Here is a 16,670-nt window from a genome sequence, read left to right as displayed (position 1 = left end):
CTCTTTCACTTTTTCAGGATGCTGCTTGTATAAGTTGTTTGACTCGGTTGGATCGGTGCTCAAGTTAAATAGCTGCACTGGTGGTGGATTTTCAACTTGATTATGTGGCCCAAAACCACCTGAGTTATGTGCGTTAATCAATTTCCAGTGGCCTTTTCGGATAGCAAAAGTACCGTTGACAGAGTGCATGATGGCTGTCTCTCTAATAGGGCCATTACGTTTTTCATCAAGTAAAACTGGCAACAAGTTAACGCTATCTTCAGCGGCGTCATCCGGTAACTTTGTGCCCGTAATTGCTGCTGCTGTAGCCATAAAATCATTCAGAGAAACTAATTCGTCAGAGGTCTTATTTTTACCAATTTTAGCCGGCCACTTGACGATAAAAGGCACACGGTGACCACCTTCGTAAATCCCCCCCTTGCGACCTCGCCAATGCATGTTAGAGCTATGATCATATTTTTCAGTGTCGGCATCATACCAATGCGAACCATTGTCACTGGTAAATATAATTAGAGTATTTTCTGACATTCCACTTTCTGCTACAGCATCTACGATCTGGCCAACCGTGCTGTCTACCTGATGCATAAAGTCACCGTAAAAACCTGCTTTGCTTTTGCCGACAAATTCTTCCGTGGGTAACCAAGGTTGATGCGGTGCGGGCAAAGGCAAGTATAAGAAAAATGGTTTGTCAGCGTCTTTTTGGGTGCGAATGTACTCTTCAGCGCGAGTAATTATGTTGGGTAACACATCGATGTGTTTAAAGTTTTTGGCCATTTTACCCGCACGCCAATACTCTTCACCACCACCAACACCGCGAGGCTTGCCGTGTTTTTCGGTATATGCTGTAGCAGGCTCAATGACTTGATCATTTTCAAAATAAACATAAGGAGCCATATCGAGTGAGGCCGGAATACCATAATAGTAGTCAAAACCATTGTCGATAGGTCCTGGGGAAAGGGGCTTACTGTAATCTGTCGGTTTAGTATCACCTAAACCTAAGTGCCATTTACCGATACCCGCAGTGTTATATCCTTGCGACTTAAGGAGCGAAGCAACCGTTTCTCTGCCCTCTTCAATCAGAGCCGGATCATAGCCCCATAACACCCCTTTTTTCAGGCGACTACGCCAAGAATATCTGCCAGTGAGCACACTATAGCGTGTTGGTGTACACACAGAAGAAGGTGAATGTGCGTCTGTAAACTTCATCCCTTGTTCTGCCATTAGATCTAAATTTGGCGTTGGAATTTTAGAATTTGCGTTATACGCACCAATATCACCAATACCCGTATCATCAGCAAGAATATAAATAATATTGGGCTTGTCAGCATGCGAACTAGCTTCTTCAGCATTAACAGAGGCTGTACACGACAAGATGAAGATGGGAGCACATAAAAAAGTACGTAATTTCATATCAATTAACCACTAGAGTTCTCTAATCACGTCTAACAGTCATATGTGTAAATCACAACAATGTTAGGACTATACACACCCTACAGATGTGTTTTTTAAATATAATTAAACAGAAATTACAGATATGAGATGTTAAAGTCAATATAGGAATGTGATTATATTGTTAAATAAGGCAGTTTTCTGGGTCTTAAATAAAAATTAAGATTGACGACATTATCAATGCCATATAGGAAAATCACTTTTTTGTTGGCAAACTTATATTTCGAATGGCTCGTAAAATATTAAGATCAAGAAAGAATCGTTAATTAGTGGGTTTAATTAGATATAAAAAACTCCTTATAACTTTACGCCATGAAGAGGTTTTAATTTAGGTTAAGCTACTGTTTTGTATTAAAACAACAAAACTACAGATTAACATTTATATTTACATGTAAATCAGAATGGTTAGGTGGAACTCAAATTAGTTTAAAGTAAATATCGACACATATTACAATTATTCAGAACCATTTCTATTGTTTTTGTAAAAAGTTCTGTTAAAAATTTTCAGAAAATAACTTAAACCTTTACAAAAGTTAGTTTGACAAAGGTCAGCGCTAAGTATGCAACCTATCTATCAATACTCTTTTTACTGACATCTTGTAAAATTTCAAGAGCTTCATGTGGATGGTATTACCCCCTCAAGCATGTGAGTGGCAGCGCTATGTCGGAAAAAGTTACAGGCCGCATTCACATCAAAGCCTGTCATTAACAAATACTTTTTCGCTAATTCTGATGTTTTAATTTCACCCAATCTCAGATGGCGTCTCACCTCAACTAATGATTGTTTAATTTTGTATCACGATATCTTTGACATATGAAGAAGCATAATCTTTATGCTTGGGCGGAGAATATGATAATTTTAAAACTATTGTAAAAATAGTTCACACACGCTGCATGATCAAATTGTAAGATATGTAAACGAGCAATGTTAAATACGAAAAAGAAATAATAATATTTGCACCTAATAAACTTAACCAATATCTTCCAGTAATCCCCGAACGATTCCTAACTTTAGAAAAAAGTAACATAAACGTCGAAGGAATTATGATTAAACAAGATACAAATAAAACAGGCAGACCAAATAAAATTATTGGCATTACAAGACTTGCGCCCGCACTATCGGACATTTCGGAATTTAGTGGAAGTAATAACAAGTAAACACTTCCCCATAAAAACAATGTGAGAATAAAACCAAATAATTGTGCCAATTTTATCATATTCCACTTCATTATTTTTTTAAGTTGTGAATTCTTGCTTCAATTTGATAAATCTGATTGAAGTGATAAGCGGCAATATGAACCACCAACCTCATTCTTTACAAATACTGCAACGTACAGCATAACCATTATATAAGCTAAAAAAAAAGCTTACAAAAAATACAAATTTAATGTAAACCTTTTCTTTGATATTAGGTAGCTAAAGGGCTGTAGAGCAATTCTTTACAGAATATGTCTCAGGTGAACTCTAGAATGGAATATCGTCGTCGAAGTCAAAATCAGGCTCGGCCATAGGTGGCTTTTGGCTAGGGTTCTGACCTGGGTTTTGCTGCGGGGCATTTCCGTACGGCTGACCACCACCTTGTTGAGGAGGCTTAGCATAATTCTGTTGAGGTGCTTGCGCAGGCTTCTGTGGCGCTTGGTTGTATTGACCGCCACCTTGATTTGAATAGCCACCTTGTTGGTTATCGCCTTGACCTGTGCGACCACCTAACATTTGCATTTGATCAACGATAATCTCAGTCGTGTACTTGTCTTGGCCACTTTGATCTTGCCACTTACGCGTCTGTAGTTTGCCTTCTACATATATTTGCGAACCTTTACGCAAATATTCACCAGCGATTTCTGCCAAACGACGATACATAGTTAGTCTGTGCCATTCTGTACGTTCTTGCATTTGGCCACTTTGATCTTTCCAGCTTTCACTGGTTGCTAAACTCAAGTTTGCTACTGCGTTGCCATTTGGCATGTATCTTACTTCTGGATCTTGCCCAATGTTGCCGACTAGAATGACTTTATTGACACCTTTAGTTGCCATGATTACTCCTATTATTCTTTGCTTTGCGGTCTGGTTTTAGCATTTGCTAATGGCCAAGGCTCAAACCGAAAAAGCGTCCAAGTTGATATTTCTAAATTGGTTATGAAAATCAGAAACTTACCCAAATATTATGGTTGTTGAGGTATGTTCGTTGCCAATATAGATTAAAAACTTGGCATCAATGTTTCATTATTATCTGCGGTATTGTAACCCGATTACTCAGTTTTATCCCGACAAAATCTGCACTAAATTTAGATTAAATACGACATCTTCACTATATCTGATTTTGCGCAGCAAGGGAGTCTAGTTTTGGGGTTTGACACGTTTTAATAGGTTTTCTGCACGCAACACCACGGGTAAATCAACCATTTTGCTGGCATAGTTAGTCGCGCCTATACCTTGCTCATATTGCATTTTAAAGGATTGAATCAGTTCTTGTGCTTCGAGTATCTGTTTTTCGGTAGGCATATAAACTTGGTTAAGTATATCCACCTGCAATGGATGTACGCATGGCGCTCCAGCAAAGCCTATATTTTTTGCCAATTCAATCGTGCTACGGAATTCAACCGGATCACTAAAATCTGCTATAGAACTAGGAAACCCCATTGGCAAAATATTAGCGCGACGACAGGCCATTATTAACTGTTGGCAAGGTCCCATCAGCGCTTCAACAACAGGCTCCATTCCCATTGACAGAGAAAAATCTTCAGTCCCCATAGTCATTGCTACCATCCGCGAAGAACTTTTGGCTATTTCATCCAGATAAGGCATAGCATTAACATGTTCAATTTGTGCGATAAGATGAGTATGGCCAACTGGCATCTGCCGTTCGAATTCCAGTTCATCGATGGCTTCTGCGATAAGTTGCACCTGTGCAGCGCTGGTTACTTTGGGCAGAATTATGGCGCTGAATTGCGGATGAATCACCGCTTCTAAGTCGCTAACCGCTAGCCTTAATGAGGCATTTATTCTCACTAACGCATCCGCGCCATCTTGGGCTACCACTTTTACTGCATCGATTATGTTCGCACGAGCTGAGACTTTATGCTCATTTGGAACGCTATCTTCCAAATCTAAAATATACCCGTCGGCACCGCGAGTATGCGCTTTTTCAATGAATTTTTGGTTGTTTGCAGGCAGAAATAATAACGAACGCCAAAGGGTTAATTCTGCCATGCTCACTCCAATAAAAATTAGTGCTTAAGGTTTAAGTTAAAAGCATTTGAACGATTTTGGAACCGTAACATTAAACAATGCCAAGATTAGCTTATTTAGATTGAATAATCTGTTGGGCTTTTCTCAGATCAAATTCACTTGTTGCTTTTAAATAGATACTGTCATCATCCACCGCCACGGCAAAATCTACCACCCCCGGCATATTGATGAGTTGATTCTTCACTAACTCAACGTTCGCGGTTTTACCAATTCCAGTTAACGTATAACGTCTATATTTATCTACCGTTTTAAGGCGCATTACTATGCCTGTCCATAACAATAAAATGCCAATGGCAAACAATAAAACCTGTTCGGGGGAAAAGTATTGGTTCAAAAAGCCCGCTAAAATACCGCCTAGAAATGCACCAAAAAATTGAAAGCTTGCATACATCCCCATCGCAGAACCTTTTTTACCTGCCGGCGCGATGCTAGACACCCAAGCCGGTAAATTAGCCTCTAAATAATTAAACCCGGTAAAGAACACCACGGCAAAAATAGCTAATGTAATTAGAGTCGCTGACAGCGACAGGCCCGCGCAAGCAATAATTAATAATACGATAGACACCAACATAAGTGACTTTTGAGAGTACTTACGATTGAGCCCCATCAAAATCGTTAAGCCAACGATAGAACTCAACAGAACCGGCAAATATAACTGCCATTGTGCGTCAATTAACAACCCCATCTGCTGTAACATCACCGGTAGTTGCATAAAAAATAACGTAATCATCATGTGCAACAAACACACGCTGATGTTCAGTTTTCGAATCTGTTTATCATGAAATAAGTTTCGCACATCAATCCAAGAAGGAAGTGTGTCACCTGTGGGTGCGCTGCTTTGCTGAGACGGTACAAGGTAAGCAACAATAAATATACATACAAAGGCCAATATCGCTGTTACGAAAAATATCCCTGACAGCCCCCACAAGTTGGCAATCATAGGGCCAATGAGTAAGGCAAGATAAAATGAAAACCCTATCGCAATACCTATAATCGCCATCACTTTTGGACGTTGATTTTCGCGGCTAACGTCTGCAGCTAACGCCATTATTGCGCCAGCAATTGCGCCTGTCCCTTGAAGAATTCGGCCCAGTACTAGCATCCACATATTTTCAGCGAATCCGGCAATTAAGCTTCCAGCGCAAAACATCAACAACCCGACGATAATAATAGGTTTTCGGCCAAATTTGTCTGAAAACATGCCCATGGGAATTTGCAAAAAAGCTTGTGTTAGCCCGTAGCCGCCAATCGCTACGCCAACCATTAACACCGAATAATCAGGAAAGTCTTTGGCTAAGATGGCAAGCACTGGCATAACCATAAATAGTCCTAACATTCTTAGGACGTAGATAAATGCCAGAGACAGTGCTGCGCGTAATTCAGTTGCGTTCAAATCAAATCACTATGCTGTTAAAAAGTTTAAATAAGACAGTCGAAAATATGCTCCACTAAGTTTCAGATATCGTTGGCGCTGATTTTCTTAGTGACGCAGAGCTTAATTGGCCGCGAAGTTTATCACAGCATTAAAAATGGCGATAGAGAGCACAAAAAGCGCCTGAGCAAAAAAAGTTTGGCTTTTTTTAGCGAATTGGGCAGTTCCTAATAGAGCAAAATTGGCAATTATGTAATACTGATCTTTTGGTCAGGCAACATTCTGGATCCATGGATAAAATTGAAGTTAGGGGTGCACGCACCCACAATCTGAAAAACATTAATATAACGCTACCTCGCGACAAGCTAATTGTTATTACCGGCTTGTCTGGTTCGGGTAAATCTTCTTTGGCATTTGATACCTTGTACGCTGAAGGACAAAGACGTTATGTTGAATCTCTTTCCGCCTATGCCAGACAATTCTTATCGATGATGGAAAAACCCGATGTTGACCACATCGAAGGCTTGTCTCCCGCTATTTCCATAGAGCAAAAATCAACATCGCATAACCCACGTTCTACGGTGGGTACGATTACTGAAATTTATGATTATTTGCGTTTATTATTTGCCCGTGTTGGTGAGCCTCGTTGTCCTACTCATGATGTTCCATTAGCCGCTCAAACTGTCAGTCAGATGGTTGACCGGGTATTGGAAATGGAGGAAGGCACAAAACTCATGTTGCTTGCTCCGGTAGTACAAGAGCGGAAAGGCGAACATATCAAAACCCTCGAAGGACTGGCCGCTCAGGGTTATATACGCGCCCGTATCGATGGCGAAGTATGTGACTTATCCGATCCACCTGAACTCGATCTACATAAAAAACACACCATCGAAGTGGTAGTCGATCGATTTAAAGTACGAGATGATTTAGCCCTGCGCTTATCCGAATCGTTTGAAACGGCACTGCAATTATCTTCAGGTGCCGCAAAAGTGGCATTTATGGACGAGCCTGAAAAAGAAGAGCTGGTATTTTCAGCTAACTTTGCCTGCCCCCATTGCGGATACAGCATGGCCGAACTCGAGCCAAGATTATTTTCTTTTAATAATCCTGCCGGTGCCTGTCCAACCTGTGACGGATTAGGTAATAAACAATTCTTCGATCCGGGCAAAATTGTCAGCAATGAAGAATTGAGCTTATCTGGCGGCGCGATACGCGGTTGGGACAAACGCAGTTACTATTATTTCCAAATGCTGCAAGCAGTAGCCGATCATTACGGTTTTAGCTTAACTGTGCCATTTGTAGAACTTGAGCCAAAATTCCAAGAAGTGATTTTGCATGGCAGCAAAGGGACAGCCATAAAATTCAAATACATCAATGACCGTGGCGATATTATGGAGCGTAAGCATCCATTTGAAGGCATTATTCCGAATATGGATCGCCGCTACCGCGAAACAGAATCTAATGCGGTACGTGAGGAACTCTCTAAGTATCTCAGCCAACAGCATTGTAATAGTTGTGGTGGAGCACGATTGCGATTAGAAGCCAGAAACGTATTTATTGGCGAAACGGCATTACCTAGTATTACTGAAATGTCTATTTCAGACGCTTTGGATTTTTTCAATGGCTTAAACCTAACCGGCCAACGCGCACAAATCGCTGAAAAAATACTAAAAGAAATTAATGATCGTCTTAGCTTTTTAGTTAACGTTGGTTTGAACTACCTTTCCATGTCTAGAAGTGCCGATACCTTGTCGGGTGGCGAAGCTCAACGTATTCGTTTAGCTAGTCAAATCGGTGCTGGTTTAGTGGGAGTTATGTATGTTTTGGACGAACCTTCCATCGGCTTGCATCAACGAGACAATGAACGCCTGTTGAAAACTCTACGTCATCTGCGTGACTTAGGGAATACAGTGATCGTGGTTGAACATGATGAAGATGCCATTAAAGAAGCAGATTATATTGTTGATATTGGCCCTGGTGCAGGTGTGCATGGTGGCCAAATTGTCGCCGAAGGCAGCTTAAAAGACATATTAGAAAGTGAAGACTCACTTACTGGTAAATATTTATCTGGTAGAGAAAGAATAGAGATACCTAAAAAACGCAATCCAGTTAAAGACGATAAATGGGTGAAGTTAACTGGGGCGACTGGAAATAACCTACAAGCAGTTGATTTACACATACCTGTTGGCCTGATGACCTGTGTTACAGGGGTATCAGGTTCTGGAAAGTCTACCTTAGTAAACGATACATTTTACAAGCTAGCTCATCATGCCTTAAATGGTGCAACTACAGGTGAAGCGGCGCCATATAAAGACATAACAGGGCTTGATCAGTTAGACAAAGTAGTCGACATAGATCAGAGCCCCATCGGTCGTACTCCACGCTCGAACCCAGCCACCTACGCGGGTATTTTTACGCCAATTCGTGAAATGTTCGCTGCAACCCAAGAAGCACGATCACGCGGGTACAAACCGGGACGATTTAGCTTTAATGTGAAAGGCGGACGATGTGAAGCCTGCCAAGGTGATGGTTTAATCAAAGTAGAGATGCATTTTCTACCTGATGTGTATGTCCCTTGTGACGTGTGCAAGAGTAAACGCTACAACCGAGAGACGCTGGAAATTACCTACAAAGGTCAAAATATCAATCAAGTATTGAACATGACAGTTGAAGAGGCACGGGAGTTTTTTGATGCAATCCCGGCTATAGCTCGCAAACTGCAAACGCTCATGGATGTTGGATTGTCGTATATTCGTCTAGGCCAATCTGCAACGACTCTGTCAGGCGGGGAAGCGCAGCGTGTCAAATTGGCCAAGGAATTGTCTAAACGCGATACCGGACAAACCCTGTATATTTTAGATGAGCCTACAACAGGACTACACTTTCACGATATTAAACAACTACTGGAAGTACTGCATAGATTACGCGATCACGGGAATACCGTGGTGGTTATTGAGCACAACCTAGATGTAATTAAAACCGCAGATTGGATTGTAGACCTAGGCCCAGAAGGAGGATCTGGTGGCGGCAATATTATCGCCCAAGGTACACCAGAAGATGTCTGCAAAGTGGCAAAATCTCACACTGCGCATTTCCTCAAGCCTATTTTGGAAAATGCCAAATAAATAAAACGGACTGAAGTATGTTTAGCGAACAATTTAATGTCAGATTTTATGAAACAGATGCGCTGGCCCATGTCAGTAACACAGTTGTTGCGGGCTGGTTTGAATCAGGCAGAGAGCCTATTTTCAAATTATTTAGTCCAAACTTAGATCTGCGAAATTGGCCTCTGATTTTAGCCAGTTACAAAATTGATTTTCATCTGCAAATATTTTACGGCAAACCTGTTGAAGTCCGCACTTACGTGAGCAGAATTGGGAATAGTTCGTTCGAAACTTATCAGGAAATTTGGCAACAAAACCAAAAAGTCGCATCAGGTAATACAACTTTGGTACGATTTGATTTTTCTTCCAACAAAGCGGTGCCCATTGAAGCGGAAATAAAATCGCAGCTTCAAGAGCATTTTTATCCACAACAGGAATCTGCCAAATGACAGATTTTATTGAAGTAATCGATAACGTATTACCAGAAAATTTATGCAAAGGGTTTATACAACGCTTTGATGCTAGCAAAAATACTTATCAAGGCCGTACTGGTGGCGGTGTCGACACCGATAAAAAGATTAGTAAGGATGTGTCGATAGTACAAAATCCTGAATTTCAAACTGAATATCAGGCAATGTTGCCGCTACTTTCCGCACAACTGATGAGTTATTTCGAAAAGTATTTTTTTGCGTTGATTGGACCCATTGGCTTGACCGTGCAAGATCCTGCAAATGGGCAACCAATTAAGTTAACCCAAGAAAACTTCGAAAGAGTCGGTAAACCGAACCTACCAAATCTCGTGCAATATTTATTTCGTATTGGCGATATAAACGCACAAAAGTACCAAGTCAAAAAAGGCGGGTATCCGTATTGGCATTCTGAGGTTTATCCTCAAGCGGGAAACAATGAAGCTCTGCACCGCATTTTGCTATTTATGTTTTATTTGAATGATGTGGAAGAAGGTGGCACCACAGATTTCTATTACCAAGATAAAACTGTCAGCCCCAAAGCCGGCAGAATGGTAATAGCGCCTGCTTACTTTACCCACACCCATAGAGGGTGCGTGCCGGTGTCTAATGACAAATATATACTAACTTCGTGGGTATTGTTTAACCCTGCTGAACGAATTTATACAGGGTAGATCAGCGGATCTACCCGTCATACGGCATGATACTTGTCCCTTTGAGACTGTAACCAACAGTCGCAATGTCCCCACTCCATGCCTCAGTGGTAAGTATACCCACTACCCAAATCACATCAGTTAACGCAACCGCAGGTACTCCCTCTGGAATAGTGACGTGCACGATTTGATTTGGTGGCGGTGGTGGAACGTGTATGCAGGCACCGAAAAAAGGTACCAATAAAAACTCGGTTATTTTTTCCTGATCACCTTCCAAAGGAACGACAAAACCAGGAATTTTCACTTCCATATTGTTAAATTTATTCACCACTGGCGCAGACAAGTTTTGTTGTCCTGTAGATAAACTATGATCAATATCGACAGGCGGTGCGATATAACCTTCGGGAACAAGATCTTCCCAAAATACTTCTGTTAGCTTGCTATAAGCGACATTGCTTAACAAAATAAAAGCGAAAACAAAAAAACGCATAACTTTTTATTCCTTATACAACAGGTTTGATAGCGACTGCTGAACTTTCGGTTTCAGAGGCAGTTTGTGGTTTATTTGCCCACATGAATGGATTTTTCCTAACTTCATTGCCTGAATTAGGGGAGTCAGGAATGTTCAATGCCAATAACAGTGAGCAAAACGCAAAAGCAGCACCTATATAAAAAACTAAACTGGGTGAGGTTAGCCAGACAATTCCCAATAGTGCAGGAATAACCACTGCGGCGATATGATTTATAGTAAAGCTAACACCCGCGGTTGACGCAATATCTTTTGGATCGGCAATCTTTTGAAAATAGGTTTTCATGGCAATCGCCATAGCGAAAAATAAATGATCGATGACATACAAAGCGGCCGCAAGTTGTGGATTCGTCACTATTGCATAGCTGATAAATACAACTAGCAAACCGATGTATTCAACAGTTAACGCTGTGCGCTCTCCTACTTTTGCAATCCAACTGCCAATTTTAGCCGCGAAAAACAAATTAAATATGTAGTTGATTATAAATAGTAAACTGATCTCGCCTACACTATAGCCAAACTTTTCGACCATCATGAATGAGGCAAATACCATAAAAATTTGTCTACGGGCCCCACTAAAGAAAGTTAAGCAGTAATACAGCCAATAGCGTTTGCGCAAAAACAACTGTTTATGCTGAATAGACGGCTGCTTAAACTGAGCAAAAAATCCCCACAAAAACAATACAATAACCAAACCTAAGCCACCAGCGAGCATATACATGGTTTGGTAATGAATACCAACCACATCCATTAGTAACCAAATACTGCCGTATGCAAAAAGAGAGGCAAAGCTTTTAACTGCTAATTGTTGGCCCATGAAGTTGGCGGCGCTCTCTTTCGCCACCCATTGTAAAGTTAACGATTGATTGATGGTTTCAAAATAGTGGAATCCAACGGACATAATCACGGTGGTACAATATAGGCCAATTTCAAATGGGAAAAAGCCGGTTAGCGCAACACCAATACTCATGATAGCCAAGGACACCATTGCAAAGGTTTGTTCTTTAATAACAAGCAATAAGAACACCGCAGAAAAGGCTAAAAAACCTGGGACTTCGCGTAAGCTTTGTAGCATGCCTATTTCTGCACCGGTAAACTGGGCTTTCTCTACGACAAAATTATTAAGTAGTGCATTCCACACTGAAAAAACTAAAGGCAGTACAAAAGCCATCGCTAACAATAGCAACATTGGATTATTTCGAGTGGCTGTCAATCGCATGGTTTAGGGTCAGGTTCTATTTAGGGAAAGTGAAGTCAAATGACAGTTTACCTGAAATCAAGGTTAATTGTCTTTCAGCGCATAACGCAAATATTTCATGGCAAAAAAAAGGGCTAACATAATGCTAGCCCTAAAGAATCAAATAATACGTTTAGAACTTAGGCTTTTCTTCCGCATCTTCGTAACGCTTTACACTATCAACAATTTCAGCTTTAGCTTCTTCGCGATTGCCCCAGCCTTCAATTTTCACCCATTTGTTTGGCTCTAGATCTTTATAGTGAGCAAAGAAATGTTCAATTTGCTGTTTAGTTAGTTCAGGAATTTGATCGATTTCTGAAATGCCACGATAAATAGTTGAAAGCTTATCTGCTGGCACTGCCAAAACTTTCGCATCTTCACCAGATTCATCAGTCATTTTTAATACACCGACTGGTCTGCAACGAATAACTGAACCTGCCATCAATGGAAATGGCGTGATAACTAATACGTCAACTGGGTCACCATCAAGAGAAAGCGTATGAGGTACGTACCCGTAGTTTGTTGGATAGTGCATACAAGTGGCCATAAATCGGTCAACAAAAATTGCACCGGATTCTTTATCTACTTCATATTTTACCGGATCAGCGTGGGCTGGAATTTCGATGATAACGTTAACTTCATCAGGCAGGTTTTTACCTGCTGGGACAGCATTTAAGCTCATTGGTTGATACCTTTAAGTTGTTTTAACGGGAATGTTCAAGATTATAAAGACTTCTAGAGCAAGATGAAATCGCAACCTTAGTCTTATTAGGAATGTTTTAAAGTATTATGCTTAAATAAGTAGCAAAAGCTTGAACTTTTGTACAATAGCTAGTTATATTCAACACTTAATGTAAAAATTATGTTAACAAACAAAAAGGTATCTTCTTTTCTAATTAAAATTAGGTTAGACGATAGACAATAAAACATCGCAAAGCGTGTGCCTGAAGTAACGTATCGATAAACGTGTGGGTTGCAGTCTCACTTTGTGTCATAGCCACTCAATTTGGGGAAATTATGACCGAGTTATTTTACATACCACCAGCTCTTGGCGTCCTAGGACTTTTTTTCGCGCTCGTTATTTATTTTGTTATCAAAAAATATCCAGCGACAAATGCTGCCATCGTCAAAATTGCCGATATGATCCATCTTGGAGCGATGGTATTTATGCATCGCGAGTACAAAATGCTATTTATATTCGCCTTGGTAGTGGGCACCGCGTTGTACTTTTCATTAGGCGCAAATACAACCATTGCCTTTACGGCGGGTGCTATCTGCTCAGCTTTTGCCGGTTACATTGGTATGTTTACAGCAACCAAGGCAAACGTAAGAACCACCCAAGCAGCCCATGATAAGGGCGCTTCTGAAGCCTTAACGGTGGCCTTTTTAGGTGGCTCGGTGATGGGGCTTTGCGTTGCTTCTATGGGATTGTTAGGCCTAGGCACCTTATATTGGTATTTTGGTGGTGATCCGGAATCCGCACATGCGATACATGGATTTGGTATGGGTGCTTCGATAGTGGCACTATTTTCACGAGTCGGTGGTGGTATATTTACTAAAAGTGCAGATGTTGGCGCAGATTTGGTTGGCAAAATCGAAGCGGGTATTCCAGAAGATGATCCTCGTAACCCAGGGGTAATTGCCGACAACGTGGGCGACAACGTAGGTGATGTCGCCGGCATGGGCTCAGATATATTTGAGTCCTACTGTGGTTCAATGATTGCCACCATTGCCATCGCTTCAACTATGGTCATGAGTGATTTAGGCAATAAAGAATCTCTCATGTTCTTACCTTTAGCGCTAGCGTCAGCCGGGCTACTATGTTCTGTTGGTGGTATCGCCTTGGTTAAACTCATGTCTTCATCTAAGCCTGAAGTGGCATTACGCGCCGGCACAATGGGCGCGGCATTTCTGTTTATCGCAGTAGCTTATTTTGTTATTCAAAAAATCGGTGTAGATAATCATGTCTGGTGGTCGGTGGTATCCGGAGCTGTAGGTGGGATTATTATCGGTTTAGTGACTGAATATTACACTGCGGCCTCTCCAATTCGTAAGATTGCCAAATCTGGTGAAACTGGCGCAGCCACGGTAATGATTACAGGGCTTTCGGTTGGGATGCAATCGGTGGTTATTCCTGTGCTGACCATTTGCGGGATTATCTATGTTTCAACGTCACTGTCTGGTTTATATGGCGTAGGAATAGCGGCAGTGGGTATGTTAGCCACTGTGGGTATCACCATGGCTATCGACGCTTATGGTCCAGTAGCAGATAACGCCGGTGGAATTGCTGAAATGGGAGGTTTGGGCAAAGAAACCAGAGAAATTACTGATTCGCTTGATGAATTAGGCAATACCACGGCTGCCATAGGAAAAGGTTTCGCCATCGGCGCAGCAGCACTGGCGGCTTTGGCAATTATCGCCGCATTTGTTGAAACCCTATCAGCCAAGTTCGACAACTTCACCCTTCACTTGGGCGATCCTATGGTGTTAATTGGATTGTTTATCGGTGGTGTTCTTCCATTTTTAATTGCCTCTATTACCATGACCGCAGTCGGTGATGCTGCCTTTGAAATGATTAAGGAGATCCGCCGTCAATTCAGAGAAATTAAAGGCTTGATGGAAGGCGAAGCCGAACCAGATACCGGTCGTTGTGTCGATATTGCAACTACAGCTGCGTTGAAAAAAATGATTTTACCCGGCGCGATTGCAGTAGCTGTTCCCCCAATTGTTGGATTTGGGTTGGGAGCACACGCCTTAGGCGGGATGTTAGGTGGAGCATTGTTAGGCTGCGTGTTGCTTGCTTTGATGATGGCAAATGCAGGTGGAGCTTGGGACAACGCCAAAAAATACGTTGAAAAAGGCAATTTGGGTGGAAAAGGATCGGAAACACATGCCGCGGTTGTAGTTGGTGATACTGTCGGCGACCCATTCAAAGACACCTCAGGCCCAGCGATGAACATACTAATCAATGTTATGGCTATCGTGAGCTTGGTGATTGCACCTCTGCTCACCACATCATAAACAATAAACCTGTAGACGGGGCTTTATAGCCCCGCAAGGTAAAATCAAGCTAAAACATCAAGCAATCCACGGGAAAAATCCCGTGCTACACCTGTAGGCGGGGCTTTAGCCTCGCGAGGTTAGATTAAGCTAAAATCAAACGACTCACGGGATGAATCCCGTGCTACACCTGCAGGCGGGGCTTTAGCCTCGCGAGGTTAGATTAAGCTAAAATCAAACGACTCACGGGAAAAATCCCGTGCTACACCTGTAGGCGCGCTTTAGCCTCGAGAGGTTAAATCGAACTAAAACATCAAGCAATCCACGGGATGAATCCCGTGCGACACCTGTAGGCGGGGCTTTAGCCCCGTGAGGTAGAATCAAATTAAAACATCAAGCGACACACTGGAAAAATCCCGTGCTACACCTGTAGGCGGGGCTTTAGCCCCGTGAGGTAGAATCAAATTAAAACATCAAGCGACACACTGGAAAAATCCCGTGCGACAGGGGCTTTAGCCCCGTGAGATAAAATTAGAAAATTCGTTGGATATAAAATTGGTGGCCAATTACTCGTAATAGGTCATACAAGTTTCGACTTCTTCTTTAGACCCCATAATCACAGGTACACGCTGATGAATTTCATGCGGCATCACCTCTAAAATTCGACGCTCACCTGTGGTTGCTGCACCACCGGCTTGTTCGATTAAGAATGACATTGGGTTTGCTTCATACAATAAGCGAAGCTTGCCTGGAATTTTAGGATTACGTTTATCAAATGGATACGCAAAAATACCGCCACGAGATAGAATACGATGAATATCGCCTACCATCGCGCCAACCCAACGCATATTGAAGTTTTTACCTCGTGGGCCTTCATCGCCAGCCAACAGATCATTAATATAATCCTGCATTGGTTGTTCCCAATGACGCTGATTAGAACTGTTTATTGAAAATTCTTTAGTCTGGTCAGGAACTGTCACATTGGCTTTAGTCAATAAAAAACCACCATGGGTTTTATCTAACGTATACAAATGAGTTCCGCGACCTGTACTCATGGCGAGCATCGTTGAAGGACCATAAAGCACATATCCAGCTGCGACTATCTGTGTTCCAGGTTGCAAAAATGCTGATGGATCATCTGGTTCCATCCATTGAGGTGCATGAGTAATGGAGAAAATAGTACCAATAAGGCTATTAATATCGGTATTTGATGAACCGTCCAGAGGGTCGAAGCTTACCAAATATTTACCCTCAGGATGACAACCAACTACATCATCTTCTTCTTCAGAAGAAATGGCTTTCACGTAACCAGACTCTTTTAAAATATCTTTTAAAATCTGATTTGAAATAACATCCAGTTTTTTCTGCGTCTCACCTTGTACGTTTTCACTTAACAAGGAACCTAGCACGCCAGCCAAAGCCCCTTGACTTACACGGAAAGATATTTCTTTGCAGCCCGCCAATAATGTACGGATCAACAAAATCAGCTCCATTGGAGCACCGTCTTCTTGCAGTTGTGAATTGAGTCGTTTCATTCTTGTGAAAGCCTATTATTAGATTGTCTTAGGGAATTGTGTCTTTTAATTACTTGATAGTAATCTTCTTTTCCA

General features: G+C 41.6%; 12 protein-coding genes. 4 read left to right on the top strand and 8 right to left on the bottom strand.

What is annotated here, in order from left to right; all coding sequences use genetic code 11:
- The 4 genes from GLIP_RS14205 to GLIP_RS14185 all read right to left on the bottom strand — a co-directional run.
- Nucleotides 1-1,410, bottom strand: a 1,410-nt coding sequence (locus GLIP_RS14205; RefSeq protein ID WP_052154991.1) for a sulfatase family protein, incomplete at its 3' end; no start/stop codon positions are given.
- A gap of 1,503 nt (nucleotides 1,411-2,913) precedes the next feature.
- Nucleotides 2,914-3,483 (bottom strand): single-stranded DNA-binding protein, encoded by a 570-nt coding sequence (gene ssb / locus GLIP_RS14195; RefSeq protein WP_008845346.1) that lies wholly within the window; start codon nucleotides 3,481-3,483, stop codon nucleotides 2,914-2,916.
- A gap of 303 nt (nucleotides 3,484-3,786) precedes the next feature.
- Entirely contained in the window at nucleotides 3,787-4,659 is an 873-nt protein-coding gene (locus GLIP_RS14190; protein WP_008845344.1) for an HpcH/HpaI aldolase/citrate lyase family protein, read from the bottom strand.
- 91 nt (nucleotides 4,660-4,750) lie between these two features.
- Nucleotides 4,751-6,091, bottom strand: a complete 1,341-nt coding sequence (locus GLIP_RS14185) for an MFS transporter (protein ID WP_040523030.1) — start codon at nucleotides 6,089-6,091, stop codon at nucleotides 4,751-4,753.
- Nucleotides 6,092-6,360: 269 nt separating this feature from the next.
- On the opposite strand from GLIP_RS14185, the gene uvrA reads away from it, so the two are divergent.
- The 3 genes from uvrA to GLIP_RS14170 are packed head-to-tail and all read left to right on the top strand — an operon-like array spanning nucleotide 6,361 to nucleotide 10,315.
- A complete protein-coding gene (gene uvrA, locus GLIP_RS14180) occupies nucleotides 6,361-9,195 on the top strand; it encodes an excinuclease ABC subunit UvrA (protein WP_008845341.1) in 2,835 nt (944 codons plus the stop codon).
- 17 nt (nucleotides 9,196-9,212) lie between these two features.
- On the top strand, nucleotides 9,213-9,623 hold the full coding sequence (locus tag GLIP_RS14175) for an acyl-CoA thioesterase (protein WP_008845340.1): 411 nt from the start codon (nucleotides 9,213-9,215) through the stop codon (nucleotides 9,621-9,623).
- Nucleotides 9,620-10,315 carry a 2OG-Fe(II) oxygenase gene (locus GLIP_RS14170; protein WP_008845339.1) on the top strand — a complete coding sequence of 232 codons (696 nt, stop codon included), beginning with the start codon at nucleotides 9,620-9,622 and terminating at the stop codon, nucleotides 10,313-10,315. Before GLIP_RS14175 ends, GLIP_RS14170 begins: the two co-directional genes overlap by 4 nt.
- Before the next feature lie 10 nt (nucleotides 10,316-10,325).
- Here the strand turns inward: GLIP_RS14170 and GLIP_RS14165 are convergent, their stop codons facing one another.
- The 3 genes from GLIP_RS14165 to ppa form a co-directional block, all read right to left on the bottom strand.
- Complete coding sequence (locus GLIP_RS14165) at nucleotides 10,326-10,784, bottom strand: DUF3299 domain-containing protein (RefSeq protein WP_008845338.1); 459 nt, start codon at nucleotides 10,782-10,784, stop codon at nucleotides 10,326-10,328.
- Nucleotides 10,785-10,797: 13 nt separating this feature from the next.
- Complete coding sequence (locus GLIP_RS14160; RefSeq protein WP_008845337.1) at nucleotides 10,798-12,042, bottom strand: MFS transporter; 1,245 nt, start codon at nucleotides 12,040-12,042, stop codon at nucleotides 10,798-10,800.
- Nucleotides 12,043-12,193: 151 nt separating this feature from the next.
- The gene (gene ppa / locus GLIP_RS14155; protein ID WP_008845336.1) at nucleotides 12,194-12,742 is read right to left on the bottom strand and encodes an inorganic diphosphatase; all 549 of its coding nucleotides are present in this window, start codon (nucleotides 12,740-12,742) and stop codon (nucleotides 12,194-12,196) included.
- A gap of 335 nt (nucleotides 12,743-13,077) precedes the next feature.
- On the opposite strand from ppa, the gene GLIP_RS14150 reads away from it, so the two are divergent.
- On the top strand, nucleotides 13,078-15,081 hold the full coding sequence (locus tag GLIP_RS14150) for a sodium-translocating pyrophosphatase (RefSeq protein ID WP_008845335.1): 2,004 nt from the start codon (nucleotides 13,078-13,080) through the stop codon (nucleotides 15,079-15,081).
- A 545-nt stretch (nucleotides 15,082-15,626) separates the two neighbouring features.
- On the opposite strand, the gene GLIP_RS14145 is transcribed toward GLIP_RS14150, so the two are convergent.
- A complete protein-coding gene (locus GLIP_RS14145) occupies nucleotides 15,627-16,595 on the bottom strand; it encodes a class 1 fructose-bisphosphatase (protein ID WP_008845334.1) in 969 nt (322 codons plus the stop codon).
- Nucleotides 16,596-16,670: the final 75 nt, after the last annotated feature.

Source organism: Aliiglaciecola lipolytica E3 (assembly GCF_000314975.1).
GTDB lineage: Bacteria > Pseudomonadota > Gammaproteobacteria > Enterobacterales > Alteromonadaceae > Aliiglaciecola > Aliiglaciecola lipolytica.
Note: the sequence above shows the minus strand (reverse complement) of the source record. Positions and strands in the feature narration are given on the sequence as shown.

Excerpts from the sequence above, each read along its gene's own strand:
- ssb (WP_008845346.1), bottom strand. The coding sequence starts at position 3,483 with ATGGCAACTAAAGGTGTCAATAAAGTCATTCTAGTCGGCAACATTGGG.
- GLIP_RS14190 (WP_008845344.1), bottom strand. The coding sequence starts at position 4,659 with ATGGCAGAATTAACCCTTTGGCGTTCGTTATTATTTCTGCCTGCAAAC.
- uvrA (WP_008845341.1), top strand. The coding sequence starts at position 6,361 with ATGGATAAAATTGAAGTTAGGGGTGCACGCACCCACAATCTGAAAAAC.
- GLIP_RS14175 (WP_008845340.1), top strand. The coding sequence starts at position 9,213 with ATGTTTAGCGAACAATTTAATGTCAGATTTTATGAAACAGATGCGCTG.
- GLIP_RS14170 (WP_008845339.1), top strand. The coding sequence starts at position 9,620 with ATGACAGATTTTATTGAAGTAATCGATAACGTATTACCAGAAAATTTA.
- GLIP_RS14165 (WP_008845338.1), bottom strand. The coding sequence starts at position 10,784 with ATGCGTTTTTTTGTTTTCGCTTTTATTTTGTTAAGCAATGTCGCTTAT.
- GLIP_RS14160 (WP_008845337.1), bottom strand. The coding sequence starts at position 12,042 with ATGCGATTGACAGCCACTCGAAATAATCCAATGTTGCTATTGTTAGCG.
- ppa (WP_008845336.1), bottom strand. The coding sequence starts at position 12,742 with ATGAGCTTAAATGCTGTCCCAGCAGGTAAAAACCTGCCTGATGAAGTT.
- GLIP_RS14150 (WP_008845335.1), top strand. The coding sequence starts at position 13,078 with ATGACCGAGTTATTTTACATACCACCAGCTCTTGGCGTCCTAGGACTT.
- GLIP_RS14145 (WP_008845334.1), bottom strand. The coding sequence starts at position 16,595 with ATGAAACGACTCAATTCACAACTGCAAGAAGACGGTGCTCCAATGGAG.